Genomic DNA, 22,865 nt, shown 5'->3' on the forward strand with positions numbered 1-22,865 from the left:
GAAAAAAATGCTATCAGTGAAGAGGCACGGTGATCTTTACCGGCAGGATGTCTTCCGGCACATTCAGGCGGAGCCCAACGTTGTAAACGGTTTCCAGCTCTATGCGCGGCACCAGCCGGAGCAGCCTGCGTACGCGGCCGATAAATACGTCCATACTGCGACTGGCATAAAAATCTTCTTTTCCCCAAACCCGCAGCAATACTTCATCCTTTTGGACGATGATATTGGGCCGGCTGAGGAAATAACGCAGCATTTTTGCCTCGATGGGAGAAATTTTGCCTTTGGCCAGTTTGCTGCTGGTTTCGAAGATCTTGAGTTTCCGGTAATGGAAGGTGTAATTCGCCACTGTGTGCCCTACCAGCAACTCTGTTCTGTTGGGACGGGTCCACTTCAGCATCACCTTCATTCTTTTTACCAGTTCCTCAAAGCTGAATGGCTTTACGAGGTAACCATCCCCTCCCAGCTGGAATCCGCTGATGCGGTCAGCTTCGTCCGTCTTTTCTCCTGTCAGGAAAAAGATCGGCGTCAGCATGGTCACATTCCGGATTTCCTTCGCCAGTTCAAATCCGCTCATTTTCGGAAGAACGATGTCGATAAGACAGATATCATATTTGGACCTTGAGTAAAGGTTCCAGGCATCTACGCCGTCGAAGCAATGTTCCACACTGTAGCCGGCCTGCTCCAGGTGCTGTTTGACGATACCGCCGAATGCCTTGTCATCGTCAACAAGCAAGACTTTTGGATTTCTGTTCATATAGCTACCATTTGTGATCAGTTCGACTATAAAACAAAAAAGAGATGTCCGCGGGTAAGCGTCCATCTCTTTTTTTTATTTATCAACACTAATTCACATTAATTCACACTACAATCACAGCTTTTCCACAGCCGGTATTTTGATAGCTATAGCATGCTGAAATCCTTTATCACGGATAGATGCAGGGATCTGCACTTCCACTCCTGCTGCCGTAGTTTTCCACACCAGCTTATTATTGGCCCCCAGCACCTGTAAACGGGCGCCTTTAACCGGCGTTAATCCTTTAAATGAAATTACTGCGGGCAGTTTCTCATTTTGATCCAGGAGATAGATCGCATATACGCTGCCGTCTTTTTTACGGGTGAAACACACTTTCCCGTCCTTGTAAGGCGCCACCGCACGGGTGCCGTAAATAGCGTCCCCGTTGATATGGATCCACTCGCCAATATGCTTCATGGTAGTATAAGCATCGTTATGCAGCTCGCCATCAGGGCCAGGCGCCACATTCAGCAGGTAGTTACCGCCTTTGGCTACAATGTCCACCAGGTTGTGGATCAGTACATTCACGGACTTATATTTATCGTCCGGCACATAAGACCAGGAGCTGCCCATGGTCATGCAGGTTTCCCAGGGATAGCTGAGCGGCTTGTCGGGGATCTGCTGTTCAGGGGTCCGGTAATTTTCGTACGGGCCATGCACACTGCGATCCACTACAATCAGGCCGGGCTGATGGCTGCGGGCCATGGTGGCAATTTTGCCCATGTCTATATCCTGGTCCTGCGGAGCAGTTTGGCTCCAGGAAAGCGATTCCTTGGTTTGCTGCTTCAGCGGGCGCACCCAGCCGCCATCTAACCAGAGGATATCCAGTTTACCATAACCGGTCATCAGTTCTTCAATCTGGTTATAGGTGTATTGCTTGAACTGGTTCCATCTTTCCGGGTATTTCTTCAGATCATAATTCGGATTGCGGTCCTTTGGCGGGAAGTAGCTCCACCAGTAGTATTCGGTGTGCCAGTCGGGCTTGGAAAAGTAAGCCCCTGCGTGAATACCTTCCTCACGGAAAGCCTGGAATACTTCCTTCGCCAGGTTGGCGCGGGGGTTCTTGCTAAAAGCGCCGTCCGCAGCGGTTATTTTATAATCGGTTTGTTTGGTATCAAACATACAGAAGCCATCGTGGTGCTTGGTGGTAAACACCAGATACTTCATCCCTGCGTCCTTCGCGGCTTTCGCCCATTTTTCGGGGTTGAAGTGAACGGGGTTAAAGGTTTTCCCTAATGCCTCGTACTTTTTCAGGTAATCGTAATAAGGAATACCTGCCGGCTTACGCTGTGTCCAGCCTTCATCTTCCGGGCAAATGCTCCAGGATTCCACCACGCCCCATTGGGAATAAGGTCCCCAGTGCATGATCATCCCAAATTTCCAGTCCTGCCACTCATCCAGCTTCTTCACCACCGCCTGGTCTGTTTCAGGTACATAAGGCGGTTCTTCATTCTGTGCGTGCAGACTATTAAAGCCCAGCAACGCAAATCCCAATAAAACCAGGTATTTCTTTTTCATTGTCAGTTTTTATAAGACGATACTAAAGTAGTTACTTTCAAAGCCTGGTGGATAAGTTCGGGCAGTTGTCCTGTCCGCAACCGGATGGTCCGGGTTTCTCCCGGCAACAAATCAAAGTAATTATCTTCAAAATGATCGGTTGCAGTGGCATTGTCAAGCGACAGGTAAACATTTCTTGCCAGCTTATCCGTTTTCAGGCGGATATAAACAACGCCGTTATCTTTGGCCACCTTGCTGGTTACCACATCCAGGTGCGGCACTTCCAGGTTCATATCTTTCGCTGGAGCAAAGTAAAAGATATTCCGCTCCATATCCTTACTGTCTATTCGCAGTTGCGCATAGAATATTACCCTTGCCGGGTTATTTCCCTGTAAAATAGCGGCGGTATCTATGCTGTGCAGTTTTTCGCTGGTATTTCCTTTTACAGCGATATCCGTTAATTCCTTTTGCCAGATCACCTTGCCATTCAGGTCCACGGCCTTCATCAATAAATCAGCTTTGCCTTCGTATTCGTCTGTTACGAGGTAGGTACACAGCTGTCCGTTTTCAATGACGCTGGATACCAGTCGCGGCTTGAACGCATCTTTTACATAATACTGCAATGCTTTCCAGCGGCCATCGTAATCCCTGCCCGACCAGGAAGCTCCCGGCCAGCAATCGTTCAGCTGCCAGTACAGGGTGCCCATGCAATAAGGCATAGCCCTGCGATGGGCTTCTATGGCTACTTTCATACCTTCTGCCTGTAATACCTGGCTGAGGTAAACAAAGGAGGGAAAGTCTTTCGGCTCGCGGTAGTAATGCAGCATATATGTTTTGATCGCCGTATTTCCTTTCGCAGGACTTTTCTGGTGGGCCTGCATTACATTGGAGAAGATATCGTAATCTTCTTTCGCAGCAAACGTGCGGATCGTTTCCATAGATGGGAAGGACTGGAAACCATATTCACTCATGAAGCGTGGTATATGTGTATTGAATGCTTCAAACCATTCCATGCCATGCCATACGCCCCAGTAGTGATTGTCTCCTTTGGTAAAATCTTCCGGCTTGCCCCAGTTGCTGATGGGCGAAGAATGGAAATAAAAAGCGCCCGGCTGATAAGCCGCTACCTGTTGTGGCAGCACTTCTTTAAACAGTTTATCATACCCCTGCTGCAAACTTTCCCACTGCGTATTCGTATAGGCGTAACCGCTTTGCCAGCCCCAGTTTTTAATAGCTACGGCCACCTCGTTATTGCCGCACCATAGCGCCAGCGAAGGATGATTGCGCAAACGTTTAATATTATCGGCTGCTTCCTGCTTTACATTGTCCAGGAACGCCTGATCGGAAGGATAAAGGGTACAGGCAAACATAAAGTCCTGCCACACCAGTATCCCGTGCTGATCTGCCAGTTTATAAAAATTATCATCTTCATAAATACCTCCACCCCATACGCGCACCATATTGAAGTTGGAGCTTACCATATCCTGGAACAGCTTTTCCTGTTTTTCCTTGGTTACACGCGGCAGAAAATTATCCTGGGGAATATAGTTGGCGCCTTTCATAAACACCGGGCGGCCGTTTACTTTTACATAAAACGGCTCCCCGAGGCTGTCTGGTTTATTCACTACTTCGATGGTACGTAGCCCCACCCTGGCGCTTTGCGCAGCCAGTACTTTTTTATTGCTGAGCAGATTTGCCTGCAACTCGTAAAGGAACGGTGTGCCTATACCGGCAGGCCACCACAGCACCGGTTTGGGTATGGAGAAAGGTACTTTTATTACGTTTATCCCCGCCTGCAGGCTTACCGGCAATTTTGCCAGTTCGCGCATAGCTTTCCCTGGCAGCACCTGCAAGGTATAATCGCCTGCGGCAGCGGCTTCAATGGTTATTTCCGCCTGCATGTCTGCCTTCGCGGAATCCAGCTGCAGCTGTTGCCAGTACACATCGCGGATCACTGCTTTATTCCAGCTCCGCAATACAATTGGGCGGTAGATCCCGGAGGTAACCAGCCGTGGTCCCCAGTCCCAGCCATAGTGATACGGCGCTTTACGTGCATAAATACTTAACGGCATATCGCTGGCATCATTACCAGCGGGATAGATGATGCTGTCCTGCAAAAATTTGGGCATGTCTGTTTTGATGGGACTTTTAAACAGGATGCGCAATTCGTTGTCGCCCGCTACCAGCCATTCTTTCACAGTTACCGTATGCGAAACAAACATGTTGGCCGATTGCAAAATTAAATGGTTATTGAGATATACATCTGCATAGGTATCCAAACCTTTAAACTCCAGTTCTATCACCTCTGCATTCAGCTCCTGCTTTTTGATATGCCATCTTTTCCGGTATTGCCAGTTTTTCTTATCTACCCACTGCACGGCCTTTTCATTGGTTCCCACAAAAGGGTCGGGGATTAAATGCTGTGCCAGCAAATCGGTGTGAACCGTGCCGGGTACGGTAGCCGGCCGCCAGATGCCTTCATCGGCGCGGGAAAATTCCCAACCGGTGAGCATAGGGTTATTTTGTGCTATTCCATTGGTAAACAGGGTAAAAAACAGTCCCACTGTTAACAGTAAATATTTCATGTCCTATTTTTTCAGAAGAACCAAAAATAGCACTGATTTACGATCTTTGGGAGATGAAAAGTATCTGGCAACAAATATTGAGGTATCTGTATATAGGCAAGAAGGATCCCAATGCACCAAAAACACGTTACGTGGCTATGATGCATGGGATGAACAGAATTTCACTGTTACTTTTTATCATCGCTATTATTATCATGGTGATCAAGCTGATCAGGCGGCACTAAGCGATAGCGTATTCGTAGATCACTTCTGCAGCGCGGCGGGAAGCATCCTTTTCTCCCAGCTTATGCCACAATTCTGCATAGTCTTTCATGACGCGGCTTCTGGCAGCTTCATCATTCAACAGCGCATTTAATTCCTTTAACAGGTTTTCTTCTGTGAGGTCGTGCTGAATTAATTCTTTTACCACCAGTTTGTCCATCACCAGGTTTACCAGGGAGATATATTTTACTTTGATGAGGTGTTTGGCGAAGAAGTACGAAATAGGATTTCCTTTATAGCATACTACTTCCGGCACGCCGAACAAAGCTGTTTCCAGCGTGGCAGTTCCGGAAGTTACCAGTGCGGCTTTTGCCTGGCGCAATAACTTATAGGTTTGTCCTTTTACCATGGACACGTTGGGATGCTGACCGGTGAGACTTTCCAGGAAATGGTCGTCCAGGCTTGGCGCCTGTGCCACTACAAACTGGTATTGCGGAAAGTGCTTTGCCATGGTGAGCATAATCGGCAGCTTTACGCTGACTTCCTGTTTACGGCTGCCCGGCAATACGGCGATCACGGGTTTATCTGATAACGGCGCATCTGCGGGTTGTTCCCTGGCAGCTTTGATTACTTCCACCAGCGGATGCCCTACGTATTCCGTTACATAATTCCATTTATTGTAAAAGTCAGGTTCAAACGGGAGGATGCACAGCATTTTATCTACATACTGCCTGAGTTTTTTTACCCTGTTTTCTTTCCAGGCCCATACCTGCGGGGAAATATAATACACTATTTTAAATCCCTGTTGTTTGCCCCATTCGGCGATGCGCATGTTAAACCCGGGATAATCTACCAGTACCAGCACATCTGGTTTAAAGGCAGCGATATCTTTTTTACACAGTTCTATATTCTTTAAAATGGTGCGCAGGTTCATCACCACTTCCACAAAACCCATGAAGGCCAGTTCTTTGTAATGCTTTACCACATGGGCGCCGGCGGCTTCCATCAGGTCGCCTCCCCAGCTACGTATATCCGCTGACGTATCTAATTGCCGTAATTGTTTTACAAGATTGCTGCCATGCAAATCACCTGACGCTTCTCCTGCAATAATGTAATATTTCAATATTCTTCGATTAAAAATTATCTGATCAGTTTGAGTAACAATATGCCGATAGCATACAGCATGGTCATCAGGAAAATACCTTTGGCTGTAATATCCAGCCGTTTTCTTGTATACAGGAAAAACACCAGTCCGTTTAATAACAGGCAGATGCTGGTGAGCTTCGGAATCATCTGTTTATTATCTTTCAGAATACCGAGAAACTGTCCCAGTCCCACGTTATTATGCGGTTTGATGACAAAAAAGTAATACAGGAAAAACGCAAGCAGGGGTGTTAAAAACCCCAGTAAAATCCCTAACGGAAGATTGTCTTTTTTTAACATACTGTAATTATGATGGCGATATAACGAATGTTTACAGGTCTTTCCAATCTTCTTCCAGCTTCTTTTTCAATGAATAGTTCGTCAGGTCAAACTGCACTGGTACCATAGAGGCGTAATTATTTTCCAGTGCCCACACATCTGTATCCTGTCCGGTATCGCGGTTTTTAAATTCTCCTGTCAGCCAGTAATATTTTTTACCGTGCGGGTCGCGGCGTTCATCAAATTCTTCCACCCATTTTGCGTCTGCCTGCCGGCTGATCTTCAGTCCTTTGAAATCCTTTTCACTCACTATCGGGATGTTCACATTGAACAGGGTGCCCGGTGGCAGATCGGATTCCAGCATTCTTTTGGTGACACTGTGCGCTACTTTTTTGGGCAGCGAAAAATCAGCATCATAGCTGTATTCCAGGAACGAGAAGCCTACGGAAGGAATGCCTTCAATGGCCGCTTCCATTGCGGCAGACATTGTACCGGAATAAATTACGTTGATAGAGTGATTGGCGCCGTGGTTGATGCCGCTCACGCAGATGTCCGGTTTGCCATGCAGGATTTTGTCGCGGGCCAGCTTTACACAGTCGACCGGCGTGCCGGAGCACTGCCATGCCTCTATTCCTTCAAAGATATCCACCTTTTCCAAACGCAAAGGAACGCCGATGGTAATGGCGTGTCCTTTACCCGACTGCGGACTATCCGGCGCTACCACCACCACTTTGCCCAAAGGTTTCACTGCTTCTATCAGCGCCCGGATGCCCGGCGCCGTGATGCCGTCATCGTTTGTTACCAGTATAACCCGCTCTTGTTTTGCCATAATTCACCTTTTTTCTTTGCTCAACAAATTTAAGCTCTCTGCCAAACATTTCGCTTTAAAAGAATGTGAAATATATGGATATTTCTACAGATCGGATTTTAATATTTTCCTGAAAACCAGGTAGATGCCCAATGCGATATAGGCTATCATGGCGGTTACATACACGTACGCTTCGTACTGATCGCCGGTGGATACCATTTTGCCCACCAGTGGAAACGGCAGCAGCTCGTCGCCGCTCTGGAGCGGCAGCAGGCCGCCAACGGGGCCGGCATTTCTTTTAACAATAAAAGACAACAGCTGATCCAGCATCATATTATACGCCACAAAAAGCACAATGGCCAGCCCCGCCCGTTTCACCAACACGCTGATCAGCAGGGCGATGGTCAGCATCACATTAAATTGCAGGAAGTAATACAGCATGTAATGGTATCCATCCAGGCTGAAGGGCTTGTTGCCATAAATGATTCCCACCAGGGCGCCGCTGATAGTAGCCACCACTAGTGTGAGTAGGGAAATAGCCACCAGCCAGAATAACTTTGCGTATACAAACTGGCTTCTTTCCCAGCCGTCGATTACGTTCTGGCGGTTGGTGCGATACGTATATTCATTGGTTACCAGAATGATCAGGAGCAGTCCGAATAATGCGGAGATATAGCTGTTGAGCGAAGCCATGGTTAACCACACTTCAGGGAAGCTGAAGGGATTGCCAAGCATTTTGCTTATCTGTTCCAGGTTTCCGCTGAGTTTGTCGGCTACCATGAAATTGCCGGCGGGGATAATCACCAGTGCCAGCAGCAGCATTACCCAAAAGGTGCGGTAGTTCCTTACTTTGAGCCATTCGGTATAGATGATCTGTTTCATGATGCGGCGATGTTAGTGATTTCCAGGAATGCAGTTTCGAGACTTTTCTTGCGGAGTTGCAGGTGGCTGAGCCAGATGCCCTGTTGGGCGCAGTAGCTGTTGATGGCTGCGGCATCGGGGGATTCAGCGAAAGAAGCCCTGACAATGTTGCCCTGTATGATGGCGCCGGTGCAACCGGGGAACCTGAGCATGGTGGCCTGCAGCTGCGCGTTATCTGCTGCCGCCAGTTCCACGAAGTCGTTCCGGCTGATGACGGTGTTTACCGGTCCTGACAGCAATAACTTCCCGCTTCTCAAAATAGCCACGTGTGTGCATACTTTTTCCACTTCATCGAGCAGGTGGCTGGCGAGGATAATGGTTTTACCGCTATCTGCCAGTTTACGCACCAGTTCGCGCACTTCCGCGATACCGGAGGGATCGAGGCCGTTGGTGGGTTCATCCAGGATGAGTACATCGGGGTCACCGAGTAAAACAGCGGCAATGGCCAGCCGTTGTTTCATACCGAGTGAATACGTTTTAAAGGCCGAGTGCTGGCGGAGTGTAAGACCGCAGATCTCCAGTACCCTGGCAATATCGTCTTTCCCGCGCTGTTTGATAGCAGCGGAGATTTCCAGGTTTTTATACGCGCTGAGATAGTGATAGAAGTTGGGCGTTTCCAGCAACGTTCCTATTTGCCGGCGTTCTGCGGCGGAAGGCGCTTTATCAAAAAGGGTGAAGCTGCCGGTATCTGCTTTGAGCACATCAGTAACAATGCCCAGCAGGGTTGTTTTGCCGCTGCCGTTTGGGCCCAGTACGCCGAACACGCTACCAGCCGGCACATCGAAGGATACACCGGACAATGCCTGCACCGTTCCGTATCGTTTGGAAATGTTTTGTAAGGATAGAATTGGCACGGGAGTAAGTCTAAAAGATGAAAATAAAAAGGGAAATGCAGCGAATGATCTTATGGCTAATCTTCACTACATTTCCCATACATTAAAATAACAGTTTCTAATTTCGTACGGGTTTGCCCGTTTTAATCACGCTTTGTAAGCGTTCCAGCGTTTTGCGTTCACCGCATAAACTCAGGAAGGCTTCCCTTTCGAGATCCAGCAGGTATTGTTCGCTTACAAAAGAGGCTTCTGTAAGATCGCCGCCGCACATCACATAAGCGAGTTTATTTGCAACTTTCTGATCATGTTCTGAAATATAATTACCAAACTTCATGGCGTATACACCTGCCAGTAAGGCTCCCAGAGCGCCGCGGCCCATTACTTTGATGTCTGTTCTTTCCACGGGGCGGGTATAGCCTTCGTCGGCCAGTGCAATTACGCTGCGTTTGGCATCGGCAATAAGGCGGCTGAGGTTCATGGTAATTTCATCGTGTCCTTTCTTTAGCACGCCCATATCAAATCCTTCAAAGCCGGAGGTGGCTACTTTAGCGGTGGCTACGGTCATGAAGTAATCCTTCAGGGGTTCTTCCTCGATGCGGCCTTCCTTGTATTCCAGGCTGGCGCGGAGCGCCATTTCTTTGGTACCTCCGCCGCCGGGGATGAGGCCTACGCCCAGTTCCACCAGGCCGATATACGTTTCGGCTGCCGCCTGTACTTTATCGGCGTGCAGGCACATTTCGCAGCCACCACCTAAGGTGAGGGCATGTGGGGCCACCACTACGGGTACCGATGAATAGCGCAGGCGCATGGTGCTGCGCTGGAAGAGGCGCACTGCCATGTCCAGCTCATCAAACTCCTGTTCTGCTGCGAGCATGAAGATCATGCCCACGTTGGCGCCGGCAGAGAAATTGGTGCCTTCGTTGCCTACTACCAATCCGCGGAAATCCTTTTCGGCGCGGTCTATGGCCTTATTCAATCCTTCCAGCACTTCCCCGCCAATGGTATTCATTTTTGTTTTCCAGTCGAAACAAACCACGCCATCGCCAATATCAATCAGGTTGCAGGCGCTGTTTTTCCAGACTACATTATTGGAGAAGTTTTCCAGGATAATGAATTGTCCTTCTCCCGGTAATGGTTTGTAGGTTTGGGTAGCTACGTCGTAATATAATTTCTTGCCGTTGTCTACTTTGTAGAAGCTGGTGATTCCTTTCGCCAGCATATCTTTTACCCATTGGGCAACGGTGAGTCCTTTTTCTTCGATGAGTTTTACGGATGCTTCCACGCCGAGCAGGTCCCAGGTTTCGAAGGGGCCGATTTCCCAACCAAAGCCGGCTTTCATGGCGTCGTCTACTTTATACAGGTCGTCCGCTATTTCGGGAATGCGGTGCGACACGTAGGAGAACAGGAATGCGTGGAACTGTTTATAGAAGTCGCCGGCCTTGTCGGAAGCTCCTGCCAGCGCTTTGATGCGTTGTTTCAGGTCTTCGATGGGTTTGGCTGCGTCGATACTGGAAAACTTAGCTCTTTGCTTTGGTCCGTATTCCATTGACTGGAGGTTCAGCGTAAGGATTTCCTTGCTGCCGCCGTCTCCTTTTGTTTTCTTGTAGAAACCCTGCCCTGTTTTATCGCCCAGCCAGTTGTTTTCCACTACTTTCTGGAGGAAGGGAGGTATTTTAAAGATGCCGATGGCTTCATCCTGCGGGCAGTTTTCCATAACGCCTTTGGCTACTCTCACCAGGGTGTCTATCCCTACCACATCGGCGGTACGGAAGGTAGCTGATTTAGGGCGGCCGATGACCGGGCCGGTGAGTGCATCAATTTCGTCTATCCCGAGGCCCATTTCCTGCATGATGTGAAATATGGCCATGATAGAGAACACGCCTACCCTGTTGGCAATAAATGCCGGGGTATCTTTACATAGTACGGTTGTTTTGCCGAGGAAAAGATCGCCGTAGTGCATGAGAAAATCTATGACAGCGGGATCGGTATGTGGTGTTGGAATTATTTCGAGTAAACGGAGATAGCGGGGCGGGTTAAAGAAGTGGGTACCGCAGAAGTGTTTCTGAAAATCTTCGCTGCGGCCTTCTGTCATGAGGTGGATCGGGATGCCGGAGGTGTTGGAGGTGATGAGGGTACCAGGTTTCCGGAACTGCTCCACCTGGGTAAACACGCTTTTCTTCACATCCAGGTTTTCCACAACTACTTCAATGATCCAGTCAACATCCGCGAGGCGTTTCATATCATCGGTGAAGTTGCCTGTTTTAATGCGTTTGATCACATCTTTGGTAAAAACGGGCGACGGGTTGGATTTTATGGCGGCCTGCAGGGCATCATTCACAATCCGGTTCTTCACAGCGGGACTATCCAGTGGCAGATTCTTTTTCTTTTCTGCCTCGTTCAGTTCCTTTGGCGCTATGTCCAGCAGTAAAACCTGTACGCCTATTCCTGCAAAATGGCAGGCAATCCTTGATCCCATTACCCCAGAGCCTAAAACGGCTACTTTGTTGATGTGTCTCATTGCTTTGGCTTTTGGCTGTCAGCTTTTATTCATTACGCGGAGCTTCCAGCATTTGTAACTTAAATTTACCGATCCTTGAATTTAGCATTTTTTGGAGTTCCATCATCAGGGGGCACCCGATTTCTGTAAAATTTGCGGATCGGAGCGTAGTTTGTCTTTCTCAGGATTAAACTTATTACACTGATTGCGCTGATTTGATCACTTTTGATTTTAAAAGATTCAGGGAGATATAAGCGAAAGTATCCGGTTAGGGGATTTGACCTCTTTTGATTTTAAAAGATTCAGGGAGACATAAGCGAAAGTATCCGGTTAGGGGATTTGACCTCCTTTGATTTTAAAAGATTCAGGGAGACATAAGCGAAAGTATCCGGTTAGGGGATTTGACCTCTTTTGATTTTAAAAGATTCAGGGAGACATAAGCGGATATTTTCGCTTATATCTCCCTGAATCTTTTAAAATCAAAAGTGATCAAATCAGCGCAATCAGTGTAATAAGTTTAATCCTGAGAAAGACAAACTACGCTCCGATCCGCAAATTATACCGGCTTTATGAAGGCTTCGCCATTACTTCGTATTCGCTTTGCACCTGCTTTACACCCGGAGTATCCGTGCAGTGTACACGGAGGGGACGTGGAGGTGACGTGGACTTGATCTGGAAACAAGCCACTCTGCCGGGTTTCAGCTTACTCCGCTGCCCGGCTTTACACCTTCGGCGGGGTTTACGAAAATCAGCTTGCCATTGTCTTCCGCCATCAGGATCATGCCCTGGCTTTCAATTCCGCGCATTTTGCGGGGGGCCAGGTTGGCTACCAGGGTTACCTGTTTGCCTACAATGTCTTCCGGGTTGAAGTGCATAGCGATACCGGAAACGACGGTACGTTGTTCGGTACCTATGTCTACCAGCAATTTCAGTAATTTATCGGCTTTGGCTACTTTTTCTGCCTGCAAAATGGTTCCTACGCGCAAGTCCAGTTTAGCGAAATCGTCGTATTGAATTTCGGGCTTTGCCGGGGCGGGAGGCGCTTCTTCCACGGCGGGCGCAGCTGCAGCGGCGGCATCCATGGCCTGTTTTAAACCTGCATGGAGTTTTTCCACCTGAGCGGTTACCTGGTCGTTTTCCACCTGCTTGAATAACAGTTCCGGCGGACGCAGGGTATAGCCCACACTCAGCAGTTTGTCGCTGCCGGCGTTGTCCCATTCCAGCATACGGTCCACCACTTTCAGCATGTGGCAGATCTTTTTCGCGGTAAACGGCAGGAACGGCTGGGAGAATATCGCCAGGTTGGCCGTCATCTGCAATGCGATGTGCAGGCAAATGTCGATGCGACCCTGTAAAAATGCGATGTCCTTTTCTTCGTACTGCGGGTATTTGGCGTGTTGTTCTCCATTCTTCAACTTTTCAAGTACGCTTGCCAGTATCCAGGGTTCATTTTTCTGGAGGTATTGATTGCCTTTCCGGGCAAATTCAATCACTTCAGACAGTGCTTCCCGGAAGCGGTATGTTTCGATGCTGGTTTCAATCTTCTCTTTTGCCAGGCCGAACTCTTTCAGCATTTCGGTATCGCCGTCGTTCATGAACTCAGGATGCAGTGAAGGTACTTTTCCACCGCACAGTTTATGCATCAGCACCATTGCGCGGTTAACAAAGTTACCGAAAACGGCCACCAGCTCGCTGTTATTACGATCCTGGAAATCCTTCCAGGTGAAGTCGTTGTCTTTTGTTTCCGGCGCGGTAGCACAAAGTACATAACGGAGTACATCCTGCTGATCGGGGAAATCTTCGATATAGTCGTTTACCCACACGGCCCAGTTACGGGAGGTGGATACTTTTTCCCCTTCAATATTCAGGAACTCGTTGGCGGGTACATTGTCCGGCAGTACAAATCCGCCGTGCGCCTTCAGCATGGCCGGGAAGATGATACAGTGGAAAACGATGTTGTCCTTACCGATGAAGTGCACCAGTTTGGTATCGTCTTTACACCAGTAGTCCGCCCAGTTTTCGGTCAGCTCCTTTGTAGCGGAGATATAACCGATGGGGGCGTCGAACCATACGTACAATACTTTACCTTCCGCATCCGGCAGGGGTACTTTGATGCCCCAGTTGCTGTCGCGGGTCATGGCGCGGCTTTGCAGGCCACTATCCAACCAGCTTTTACACTGACCGTATACGTTGTTCTTCCACTCTTTATGACCATCAATGATATATTCTTTCAGCCACGGTTCGTAGTTCTGCAAAGGCATATACCAGTGCTTGGTTTTCTTTTTCACCAGCGGTGCATTGCTCAGCGCAGAATGTGGGTTGATCAGTTCATCCGGGCTCAGGGTTCTGCCACAGCGCTCGCATTGGTCGCCATAGGCTTTATCGTTACCACAATTAGGACAGGTTCCGATAATGTACCTGTCTGCCAGGAACATTTCTTTCTCCGGATCAAAAAACTGTTCGCTTTCTTTTTCTTCAAACAAGCCGTCGTTGTACATCTTCAGGAAAAAATCCTGGGAGGTCTGGTGATGTATGGGAGCGCTGGTACGGGCAAAAATATCGAAAGAGATTCCCATTGCAGCAAAGCTGTCGCCTATAATTTTATGGTATTTATCTACCACATCCTGCGGACTCACGCCTTCCTTCATTGCTTTGATGGTGATGGGAACACCGTGTTCATCTGTGCCGCAAACAAACTTTACATCTGCCTTTTTTGCACGTAAATAACGCACATAAATATCTGCAGGCAGGTAGCAGCCGGCGAGGTGTCCGATGTGCACCGGGCCATTGGCATACGGTAATGCCGCAGTTATTAAATATCTATTAAATTTTGCCATATTCTCTTAAAGAATGCTTAAATAAACTTTAAATCAGTGATTGTTTTTGGAATCACCATAACAATTTATCACCTTAGTCAGCGAATAAAGAATGAATTTACGCTAACTAATCTGCAAAGGTAAACAAAAGGAACAATGGTAAAAATTCCGCCATATTTGAAAAAAGGTGATCTGATCGGAATTACCTGCCCCAGTAGCAAAATGGATCTGCAGGCAGCGGAGTATGCACGTGGCGTACTCATTTCCTGGGGTTACCGTGTACACCTCGGTATCACGGTAGGAACCAGCTTCCATAACTTCTCCGCGCCGGATGAACTACGGCTGGAAGAGTTACAGGATATGCTGAACGATCCGGAAATAAAAGCGATTATATTTGGCCGTGGTGGCTATGGAATGGTGTGTATCATAGATAAACTGGATTTCACCCGTTTCCGGAAGCAGCCCAAATGGCTTTGCGGTTACAGTGATATTACCACGCTGCATGCGCATGTGCAGCGGCATTTTGGAATTGCCACGCTGCATTCCGTAATGTGCAGCGGTATTACCCCCGATACATTTGATAATGAATATACAGAAAGCCTGGCAACAGCGCTGAGAGGGAAAGCCTACCGCTACTCCGCACCAGCGCATCCAATGAACAAGGAAGGCAAAACCACCGGGATACTGGTAGGCGGCAATTTATCTATCCTGGCCAACCTTTCCGGCACTTCGTCACAAATCAACACCAAAGGAAAGATCCTGCTGCTGGAAGATATCGGTGAATACCGGTATAACATCGACCGTATGATGTATAACCTTAAACGTGCCGGTTGGCTCGACAACCTCGCCGGACTGGTAGTAGGCGCCTTTACGGATGGCAAAGAAACAGATACGCCTTTCGGCCAGTCGGAGTATGAAATTATCAGCAACCTGGTGAAAGACTACGACTTCCCCGTTTGCTTTGGTTTCCCGAGCGGACACCAGACAGCCAACTACTCGCTCAAACTTGGTGTGAAGCACGAGTTGAAGATTGGCGCCAAAACCGTGCTTGCGGAGGTGTAGCAGATGGATCGGCGCGGATTTTGTCTTTCTCAGGATTACGCTGATTATACTGATTAGTTTGATTTTTACTTTTGGATTTATAAAGGATTAAGGGAGATAGAAGCGGATAATTCGCTCTTATCTCCCTTAATTATTAATTATTTAAAATCTAAAAATCCAAAAAAATCCAAAAGTAAAAATCAAACTAATCAGTATAATCAGCGTAATCCTGAGAAAGACAAAATCCGCACTAATCCTCCACGTCTGGCACGATCTCCAGACCGTATTCTTCTGCGGTGAGGACACCGGCAGCGCGGGTGCTTTCTATCAGTGCGGTATCCGGTTGCAGGTCGTGAACCTGGGTTTGATTGTGGAGGTAGTCGATGCCATAGAATTTGCCGGCGATGCCCAGGGGAACACCGATCAGGTATTTCACTACTTCGCAAACGATTTGGGTGCCGAGGGCGCCGTGGGTAGCGCCAAGGGCGCCAGCATCGAAGTTGCGGTAGCCTTCCGTGAGCGGTAATGCACAACGGTAGGATGCTGAAGTGGTGCCGTCCGGCATGGGCATATTAAAGCCGGCGAACCAGGCCATCCAGTTATGTACTTCTCCGGTGATATAAGGTTTGTTGTGTACCAGGCAGGCATCGTTGATCACCAGGTGGGTGGGCAGGTGCTGGGTACAATCTATCACGAGGTCGAATCCTACCAGCATCAGGTTGATGCTGTCGGGTTTTACCTGCATGAGGATGGGGTAATGTTTTGTATATGGGTTGACTGCCCAAAGGCGGCTGGCAGCCATTTTTGCTTTGTGTTTGCGGATGTCCTGCATCTGGTAGATGGGCTGGCGGTGCATGTCTTCATCATTGATCACGCCATAGTCGGCAATGCCGATTACGCCTACTCCGCTGGCGCTGAGGTATTGTACTACCGGGCTTCCGAGGCCGCCGGCGCCTACTACCAGTACGCGGGCTTCCTTGAGCTTCTCCTGCATGGTGATGCCCATGCCCGGCACGGCAATAGGATTTTTGAAATGTTGTATTTCTTTTTCGCTGAGTATCATATGCTTTATCCTTTATCCAGTTCCTGTGGAAATTCTAGGGTAAACTTGCTGCCTTTACCTACTACGCTTTCCACTTTAATTTTTCCTTTATGTGCGTCTACAATGGCCTTTACATACGTGAGTCCTAGGCCGAAGCCTTTTACGTTATGTACGTTGCCGGTATGTGCGCGGTAGAACTTTTCAAAGATACGTGAAATAGTGTCGCGGCTCATACCGATACCGTTGTCTGCAATCACGATGAAGAGGCTTTTGCGGGTATTGTAAGTTTGTATTCTTATCTCCAGCTGATCATTGGAATATTTGATGGCATTATCCATCAGGTTGAAGATGAGGTTGGAGAAGTGAACATCATCCGCCATGATAATGGGGTTGATGGCATCCAGCTGAAGATCCACCACACCATTTTTGGTGGCCAGCTGCAACTGGAGGTTATCGGCGGTACTTTGAATAACGTTGTGCACATCAGTCGGCTGGAGTTTCAGCGTTATTTCATCTTTCTCAAGGAGGGCGGATTGCAGGATGCTTTCCACCTGTTTGTTCATACGTTTATTTTCTTCTTTGATGATGCCGGAGAAATACTGGATTTTTTCCGGTTTTGACATTACTTTCTCATTCCTGATAGCATCGATGGCCAGCGAAATAGTGGCCAGTGGTGTTTTCAGTTCATGGGTCATGTTATTGATGAAATCCGATTTTATTTCCGAGAGTTTTTTCTGATTGAGCAGGGTGCGGATGGTAAGTGCAAATGCGGTGATGATGATCATGGTAAACAGGACACCTCCTGATATCATGATACCTAATTGTTTGGCTACCGAATCATCGTTGGGCATGATGATGTAAAGCTTTTCTGCCCGTGGATTAAAATCATTGGATTCCGACAGGAGGATCACCTGTACGCGGTAGTCTTTCTTCTCTTTAATGCTGTCGGCTTCATTTTGCTGGAACATCTTTTCAAACCCGGCCGACTGCATCCGGATGGTACCGAATTCCGATCCGGGAACAGTGCCGATGATGGCAAATTCGAAGCTGGAACTATCGAGGTGATTTTTCCTCATATTGTTCTGGATGCAACGTTTCACTTCCTGCACAGTAAAGAAGTCGCTCACGGAGGGAACGCTGTATTGGGGTACCCGGTTAATGTCGAGATTAAATCCTTTGGTAGCGGCTCCTTCTTTGTTATCGAGCTTAAACATAATGGCAGCCTGGCGGCGGTACATCATATCGTTATAAACGTCCCTGGACATACTGACAGCGCGCTGAAAGAGCTGGTCCTGTTTGATATGCACGGCACTGATGATCCAGCTGACCTGGATATAAATGATTCCAAGCAGGGACAAAGTGATCAGGATAACGATGACGGGGAAAATCTTCTTCAGTGGTATCATGTAAGTTTTTGTCAGGCTTTAATTATCTCAAAGATAAGTGCGAAGAAATACTAAAATATGTTAAAAAAGATGTTTGCTATAGCAACTATGATACAAAATTCCAGACGGGATATTGCCTCTGTACTTATTCTCCGCAATACAACATCACTTTAACGTAATTTTAACTGGGTACTGCTGTTTTTATTAATGCTTCTTTCCTTACCTTTGCTTCAGAATCTTGGTACTAAATTTGATTAGTTCAGGATCATAACAAAGTAATTAAACTTTCTACATACATCGATGTGGATTCGTTCCATAAGCGATTTAGATTTTGGTTGATAAAATGGTAAGGAGGTTTTCTAGCCTCCTTTTTTTATTTTTCCTACTTTCCTCTCATTTTTCTTTTTACTTTACTATTCAATGATTTAGTTAAATTTGAACAGGCTATAAAATTGTTTGTCTATGGTAACTTTGTCGCCCGGCATTTTGCTGATAGCTGATCCATTTTTAAAAGATCCAAATTTTGCGCGCACGGTAGTACTTCTTTGTGAATACCAGGAAAAAGGCAGTTTTGGCTTTGTAATCAATAAGTTGTTTGATCAAACGCTTAGTGATCTTGTGCCCGAGGTATTGATAGGCAATGTCCCGGTGTACTATGGTGGTCCGGTACAGATGGATACCATTCACTTTGTGCACCGGCATCCGGAGCTGATCAGCGGGGGGCAGGAGATATTGCCTGGTGTTTTCTGGGGTGGCAGGTTTGACCAGGTAGTGGCTGCCATCAATAAGGGTTTGCTGGAGCCGGACAAGGTTAAATTCTTTATTGGCTATTCCGGCTGGACAGAGGGTCAGCTGGACGAAGAGGTAAAGGAGAAATCCTGGATCTTATCTGACACCGACACTTCACTGATATTTGAGCGCAGGGAGCAGCAAATATGGCAGCAATCCCTTAAAAATCTTGGCAGTACCTTTGCCATGATGGCAAATTATCCAATTGATCCTTCCTTAAATTAATGGTAATATTCTGAGACAGAAGGAGATGGGCTGTGCCCGGTATTTAAAGTGAAAAATGAACAGGATGAATGCTGTTTATTTAAAACAAATTAAATATCTTGCTAAAGTAATTGGGGAATCAAACCAGCTACATAGCCCGTTTTCAGGTAATTTAATAACCGATAAGATACACCTATGAAGGCAAAACCTATGAACATTTTGCTCCTTCTATAGACCGATACCAGCATTTACCTGATCACTAACTGATTATTGTCAAAGGCATTCATTAGGTAATATAAACAGCCTTGATGAGGCTGTCTATTGATGTACATGTAGTTACTGCGGATATCTCGTATAGCCGTGCAGGTAATGTATTGTACATAATGAATAGGAGGAAATCCCGGTGGACAGTCCTGTCCTTAACCGGGTCATCTAAGATTGGAATAGTTAGGACAAAACGAAGGCCGGGTATTCTTACCCGGCCTGGTTATTATATTTTAGCTGGTATGCTTTATTTTTCCACTGCTACAGCGCCTTCTACGAGTACGGTAGCCTTATTGCGCAACACTTCCACAAATCCGCCGCTGATGGTATAGAACTCTGCATGAGCTTTATCTTTCAGCACTTTCATTTTACCATTTCCGAGGGCTGCAATTAATGGCGCATGTTTATCCAGTATTTCAAAAGAACCGTCAATGCCCGGCAGTTGTACTCCGTACACTTCTCCGGCATATATTTTTCTTTCAGGTGTTAATACTTCTAATAGCATGTTATGATCGTAAATGGTGAAGGGTAATGATCCCGGCGGAACCGGGATCATTGACTTAATTAGTTATTCGCTGCTTCCAGTAATTTCTTACCTTTTTCAATAGCTGCTTCGATGTTACCTACCAGGTTGAAGGCTGCTTCAGGATACTCATCTACTTCACCGTCCATGATCATGTTAAAGCCACGGATAGTTTCTTCGATTGGTACCAGTACGCCTTTCAGACCGGTGAACTGTTCTGCTACGTGGAATGGCTGGGACAGGAAACGTTGTACACGGCGTGCACGGGATACTGTCAGCTTATCTTCGTCGCTCAATTCATCCAGACCGAGGATGGCGATGATATCCTGGAGTTCTTTATAGCGTTGCAGGATCATTTTCACGCGCTGTGCACAGTTATAGTGAGCTTCACCCACGATAGACGGAGACAGGATACGGGAAGTAGAGTCCAGCGGGCTCACAGCCGGGTAGATACCGAGATCGGAGATCTTACGATCCAATACGGTGGTAGCATCCAGGTGGGAGAAGGTTGTTGCCGGAGCCGGATCCGTTAAGTCATCCGCAGGTACGTAAACGGCCTGTACGGAAGTGATGGAACCATTTTTAGTGGAGGTGATACGTTCCTGCATCAGACCCATTTCAGTAGCCAGTGTTGGCTGGTAACCCACGGCAGAAGGCATACGGCCTAACAGCGCGGATACTTCAGAACCTGCCTGGGTGAAACGGAAGATGTTATCTACGAAGAACAGGATGTCTTTACCACCACCTGCAGTGCCATCTCCATCACGGAAATATTCTGCCAGTGTTAAACCAGACAAGGCCACACGCGCACGTGCTCCGGGAGGTTCGTTCATCTGACCAAACACAAACGTAGCCTGTGATTGTTTCAGTAATTCTTTATCTACAGCGGTAACATCCCAGTCACCGTGTTCCATTGATTCTTTAAACTTGTCACCGTATTTAACGATGTTTGCTTCGATCATTTCACGCATCAGATCGTTCCCTTCACGGGTACGTTCACCAACACCGGCGAATACGGATAAACCTTCGTAACCTTTTGCGATATTATTGATCAGTTCCTGGATCAATACAGTTTTACCCACACCGGCACCACCGAACAAACCGATTTTACCACCTTTTGCATAGGGTTCGATCAGGTCAATTACTTTAATACCAGTGAACAGTACTTCTGTTTCGGTAGCCAGATCTTCAAATTTAGGCGGCTCACGGTGAATAGGGTAACCGTTTGAAGCATCGATATCACCTAGACCGTCAATCGCCTCACCTACCACATTGAACAAACGTCCTTTCACCTGGTCGCCAACCGGCATTTTAATAGGCGCGCCTTTATCAACTACAGCCATGCCACGAACCATACCGTCGGTGGAGTCCATTGCCACTGTACGAACACTGTCTTCACCCAGGTGCTGCTGTACTTCCAATACTACCTTCTGACCATTTTCGCGGGTAATTTCCAATGCGCTGTAGATTTCGGGCAATTTGTCATCAAAGTGCACGTCCACCACGGGACCGATAATTTGTTTGATCTTACCTGTGTTAGGCATATTTTTAAAGAGGTTTATAAAAATACTAAAATGTTACTGTTCCAAAAACCGCACACAATTGCATGTATACAGTTTCCAAAATTTGCCGCAAAGGTAAGAGTTAATGGGTGAAAATCAAAACGCTAACGATGAAAAAAAACCTTTTCCCACCGCATTTTTCGCCGATTTTATCATTAATAAAGTTTTATACCCCGGCAATGCAAAGCGGAGCCTGTCAAATTATATATTTTCATTATTCATAAATAACGTGAAGCTACAGGCGCCATTCATATAAAAATAGCTTCCTTTTCTTAATTCCTTTACTATTTTTAATCGCTATCCTGATATATACAATATATAAATATGATGAAGTCAAACAGTGAACAATCCCGCAGGTCATTCCTCGGCAACCTTTCCAAAGCAGGATTACTGGGCGTCACCGGCATTGTACCGGCCGCCGCCAAAGCTGGCATCTTGTCAGCAACATCCACCACGACAGCTGCTGAACACGCTTTTCTCTGCAAACCGTACCTCCAGTATCCTGGTCCACATACCATTTCAGTGATGTGGCTCACCAGCCGCCCCTGCTACAGCTGGGTGGAATACGGAACAGACGGGCAGCTGGATAAAAAAGCCCACCGCGTTACAAACGGACTGGTAGACGCCAACAACCGCCTCCACCGCATAGAACTGGACCAGCTGGAACCGGGAAAAAAGTATAGCTATAAGGTATGCTCAAAAGACATTGTTTCCTTTGAACCGTATAAGCTGACCTATGGCGAAACCATAGAAAGCGCCACCTACACCTTCACCGCTCCTGATCCGAAGGCGAAAGAAGTGTCCTGGGTGATCATTAACGATATCCACGACCGGCCGGCTTCCATCCCACACCTGATGAAACTGAACGGCAAGGATCCTTATGATTTCGTATTTTTTAACGGGGATGTATTTGACTACCAGGCCGATGAGCAACAGATCATTGATCATATGCTCACTCCCTGCGGTGATACCTTCTCCACACAAACCCCGTTCATGTATGTAAGGGGAAACCACGAAACCCGTGGCAAATATGCCCGGGAATGGCACCAGTATTTTGACAACCCGGGCCACAACAACTATTTCACCTTTAATATAGGGCCGGTATCGGCTATTGTGCTGGATACAGGAGAAGATAAAGAAGATGAGCATCCTGTATACGCGGGCATCGTTGACTTCGACGCCTACCGGGAACAGCAGGCCCGCTGGTTGGAGCAGCAACTGCAAAGTCCGGCCTTCCGGAAAGCGAAACATAAAGTAGTGATGATGCACATTCCGCACTACCACTCCGGCGAGTGGCATGGCGTAAAACATTGCCGCGAAATGTTTGGCGATCTCTTTAACAAACACAAAATTGATATCCTCATTTGCGGCCATACCCACAAATACGGCGTGTATGCCCCGGCAAAAGGAGAGCATGAATACCCGCTTATCATTGGCGGCGGGCCAAAAGAAGGTAATCGTACCCTGATAAAGATAAAAGCCGATCAGCAGCAACTGGTATTAACCATGCTGAGAGACGACGGCACCAAAGTGGGTGAGTACACCGTGTAAGTACAAAAGAAGCTGTCTCATAATTAATTGAGACAGCTTCTTTGTTTTAGCCAAAAGATGGCCTAATAATCATTATGATGATCAGGTGTTTTTTAAGAGAATAAATAGTTAATGTCAGCTTGCTTTAGCAA

Annotated in this window: 18 protein-coding genes; 4 read left to right on the top strand and 14 right to left on the bottom strand. The window is 47.3% G+C overall.

The annotated features are described in order from the left end of the window. Positions 1-13: 13 nt before the first annotated feature. The 3 genes from ACLHR0_RS04455 to ACLHR0_RS04465 form a co-directional block, all read right to left on the bottom strand. Entirely contained in the window at positions 14-754 is a 741-nt protein-coding gene (locus tag ACLHR0_RS04455) for a response regulator transcription factor (RefSeq protein ID WP_370909258.1), read from the bottom strand. Between the two features lie 114 nt (positions 755-868). Further along, positions 869-2,311 carry an alpha-L-fucosidase gene (locus ACLHR0_RS04460; RefSeq protein ID WP_436485006.1) on the bottom strand — a complete coding sequence of 481 codons (1,443 nt, stop codon included), beginning with the start codon at positions 2,309-2,311 and terminating at the stop codon, positions 869-871. Between the two features lie 2 nt (positions 2,312-2,313). Beyond that, positions 2,314-4,875 (bottom strand): beta-mannosidase, encoded by a 2,562-nt coding sequence (locus ACLHR0_RS04465; RefSeq protein ID WP_436485008.1) that lies wholly within the window; start codon positions 4,873-4,875, stop codon positions 2,314-2,316. Positions 4,876-4,928: 53 nt separating this feature from the next. Between ACLHR0_RS04465 and ACLHR0_RS04470 the strand changes: the two genes are divergently transcribed. Next, complete coding sequence (locus ACLHR0_RS04470) at positions 4,929-5,099, top strand: DUF6728 family protein (RefSeq protein WP_370909255.1); 171 nt, start codon at positions 4,929-4,931, stop codon at positions 5,097-5,099. Here ACLHR0_RS04470 and lpxB read toward each other — a convergent pair. The 7 genes from lpxB to metG form a co-directional block, all read right to left on the bottom strand. Beyond that, positions 5,096-6,199: a lipid-A-disaccharide synthase gene (gene lpxB / locus ACLHR0_RS04475; protein WP_370909254.1), complete on the bottom strand. Its 1,104-nt coding sequence runs from the start codon at positions 6,197-6,199 to the stop codon at positions 5,096-5,098. The genes ACLHR0_RS04470 and lpxB overlap by 4 nt on opposite strands. Positions 6,200-6,216: 17 nt before the next feature. Continuing rightward, the gene (locus ACLHR0_RS04480; RefSeq protein WP_370909253.1) at positions 6,217-6,519 is read right to left on the bottom strand and encodes a hypothetical protein; all 303 of its coding nucleotides are present in this window, start codon (positions 6,517-6,519) and stop codon (positions 6,217-6,219) included. Positions 6,520-6,550: 31 nt separating this feature from the next. After that, positions 6,551-7,327 carry a 5'/3'-nucleotidase SurE gene (gene surE / locus ACLHR0_RS04485; RefSeq protein WP_370909252.1) on the bottom strand — a complete coding sequence of 259 codons (777 nt, stop codon included), beginning with the start codon at positions 7,325-7,327 and terminating at the stop codon, positions 6,551-6,553. Between the two features lie 84 nt (positions 7,328-7,411). Then, on the bottom strand, positions 7,412-8,188 hold the full coding sequence (locus ACLHR0_RS04490; protein ID WP_429044691.1) for an ABC transporter permease: 777 nt from the start codon (positions 8,186-8,188) through the stop codon (positions 7,412-7,414). Further along, positions 8,185-9,081: an ABC transporter ATP-binding protein gene (locus ACLHR0_RS04495; protein WP_436485011.1), complete on the bottom strand. Its 897-nt coding sequence runs from the start codon at positions 9,079-9,081 to the stop codon at positions 8,185-8,187. Before ACLHR0_RS04495 ends, ACLHR0_RS04490 begins: the two co-directional genes overlap by 4 nt. A gap of 97 nt (positions 9,082-9,178) precedes the next feature. Further along, positions 9,179-11,578: a 3-hydroxyacyl-CoA dehydrogenase/enoyl-CoA hydratase family protein gene (locus ACLHR0_RS04500; protein ID WP_436485013.1), complete on the bottom strand. Its 2,400-nt coding sequence runs from the start codon at positions 11,576-11,578 to the stop codon at positions 9,179-9,181. Between the two features lie 677 nt (positions 11,579-12,255). Further along, the gene (gene metG, locus ACLHR0_RS04505) at positions 12,256-14,394 is read right to left on the bottom strand and encodes a methionine--tRNA ligase (protein ID WP_436485015.1); all 2,139 of its coding nucleotides are present in this window, start codon (positions 14,392-14,394) and stop codon (positions 12,256-12,258) included. A gap of 156 nt (positions 14,395-14,550) precedes the next feature. Here metG and ACLHR0_RS04510 point away from each other — a divergent pair, with 156 nt between their 5' ends. Beyond that, positions 14,551-15,435: a S66 peptidase family protein gene (locus ACLHR0_RS04510; RefSeq protein ID WP_370910907.1), complete on the top strand. Its 885-nt coding sequence runs from the start codon at positions 14,551-14,553 to the stop codon at positions 15,433-15,435. A gap of 229 nt (positions 15,436-15,664) precedes the next feature. On the opposite strand, the gene ACLHR0_RS04515 is transcribed toward ACLHR0_RS04510, so the two are convergent. Both ACLHR0_RS04515 and ACLHR0_RS04520 read right to left on the bottom strand, forming a co-directional pair. Then, complete coding sequence (locus ACLHR0_RS04515) at positions 15,665-16,477, bottom strand: HesA/MoeB/ThiF family protein (RefSeq protein ID WP_436485017.1); 813 nt, start codon at positions 16,475-16,477, stop codon at positions 15,665-15,667. Between the two features lie 5 nt (positions 16,478-16,482). Beyond that, a complete protein-coding gene (locus ACLHR0_RS04520; protein ID WP_429044679.1) occupies positions 16,483-17,862 on the bottom strand; it encodes a sensor histidine kinase in 1,380 nt (459 codons plus the stop codon). Positions 17,863-18,303: 441 nt separating this feature from the next. On the opposite strand from ACLHR0_RS04520, the gene ACLHR0_RS04525 reads away from it, so the two are divergent. Next, positions 18,304-18,855 (top strand): YqgE/AlgH family protein, encoded by a 552-nt coding sequence (locus ACLHR0_RS04525; protein WP_370910910.1) that lies wholly within the window; start codon positions 18,304-18,306, stop codon positions 18,853-18,855. A 490-nt stretch (positions 18,856-19,345) separates the two neighbouring features. Here ACLHR0_RS04525 and atpC read toward each other — a convergent pair whose 3' ends face one another. Both atpC and atpD read right to left on the bottom strand, forming a co-directional pair. Next, on the bottom strand, positions 19,346-19,603 hold the full coding sequence (gene atpC, locus ACLHR0_RS04530; RefSeq protein WP_079469459.1) for an ATP synthase F1 subunit epsilon: 258 nt from the start codon (positions 19,601-19,603) through the stop codon (positions 19,346-19,348). A 59-nt stretch (positions 19,604-19,662) separates the two neighbouring features. Continuing rightward, positions 19,663-21,165 carry a F0F1 ATP synthase subunit beta gene (gene atpD / locus ACLHR0_RS04535; RefSeq protein WP_370910911.1) on the bottom strand — a complete coding sequence of 501 codons (1,503 nt, stop codon included), beginning with the start codon at positions 21,163-21,165 and terminating at the stop codon, positions 19,663-19,665. A gap of 342 nt (positions 21,166-21,507) precedes the next feature. Here atpD and ACLHR0_RS04540 point away from each other — a divergent pair, with 342 nt between their 5' ends. Beyond that, complete coding sequence (locus tag ACLHR0_RS04540; RefSeq protein WP_436485020.1) at positions 21,508-22,734, top strand: metallophosphoesterase; 1,227 nt, start codon at positions 21,508-21,510, stop codon at positions 22,732-22,734. The last annotated feature ends 131 nt before the right edge of the window (positions 22,735-22,865 follow it).

The organism is Chitinophaga sp. ARDCPP14, assembly GCF_051362515.1.
Taxonomy (GTDB): Bacteria; Bacteroidota; Bacteroidia; order Chitinophagales; family Chitinophagaceae; genus Chitinophaga.

What these genes read in the sequence shown, in the direction of transcription:
- ACLHR0_RS04470 (WP_370909255.1), top strand. Translation starts at nt 4,929, where the DNA reads ATGAAAAGTATCTGGCAACAAATATTGAGGTATCTGTATATAGGCAAG.
- ACLHR0_RS04480 (WP_370909253.1), bottom strand. Translation starts at nt 6,519, where the DNA reads ATGTTAAAAAAAGACAATCTTCCGTTAGGGATTTTACTGGGGTTTTTA.
- ACLHR0_RS04520 (WP_429044679.1), bottom strand. Translation starts at nt 17,862, where the DNA reads ATGATACCACTGAAGAAGATTTTCCCCGTCATCGTTATCCTGATCACT.
- ACLHR0_RS04460 (WP_436485006.1), bottom strand. Translation starts at nt 2,311, where the DNA reads ATGAAAAAGAAATACCTGGTTTTATTGGGATTTGCGTTGCTGGGCTTT.
- surE (WP_370909252.1), bottom strand. Translation starts at nt 7,327, where the DNA reads ATGGCAAAACAAGAGCGGGTTATACTGGTAACAAACGATGACGGCATC.
- ACLHR0_RS04515 (WP_436485017.1), bottom strand. Translation starts at nt 16,477, where the DNA reads ATGATACTCAGCGAAAAAGAAATACAACATTTCAAAAATCCTATTGCC.
- ACLHR0_RS04490 (WP_429044691.1), bottom strand. Translation starts at nt 8,188, where the DNA reads ATGAAACAGATCATCTATACCGAATGGCTCAAAGTAAGGAACTACCGC.
- ACLHR0_RS04540 (WP_436485020.1), top strand. Translation starts at nt 21,508, where the DNA reads ATGATGAAGTCAAACAGTGAACAATCCCGCAGGTCATTCCTCGGCAAC.
- ACLHR0_RS04455 (WP_370909258.1), bottom strand. Translation starts at nt 754, where the DNA reads ATGAACAGAAATCCAAAAGTCTTGCTTGTTGACGATGACAAGGCATTC.
- metG (WP_436485015.1), bottom strand. Translation starts at nt 14,394, where the DNA reads ATGGCAAAATTTAATAGATATTTAATAACTGCGGCATTACCGTATGCC.
- atpC (WP_079469459.1), bottom strand. Translation starts at nt 19,603, where the DNA reads ATGCTATTAGAAGTATTAACACCTGAAAGAAAAATATATGCCGGAGAA.
- ACLHR0_RS04465 (WP_436485008.1), bottom strand. Translation starts at nt 4,875, where the DNA reads ATGAAATATTTACTGTTAACAGTGGGACTGTTTTTTACCCTGTTTACC.
- atpD (WP_370910911.1), bottom strand. Translation starts at nt 21,165, where the DNA reads ATGCCTAACACAGGTAAGATCAAACAAATTATCGGTCCCGTGGTGGAC.
- ACLHR0_RS04525 (WP_370910910.1), top strand. Translation starts at nt 18,304, where the DNA reads ATGGTAACTTTGTCGCCCGGCATTTTGCTGATAGCTGATCCATTTTTA.
- ACLHR0_RS04500 (WP_436485013.1), bottom strand. Translation starts at nt 11,578, where the DNA reads ATGAGACACATCAACAAAGTAGCCGTTTTAGGCTCTGGGGTAATGGGA.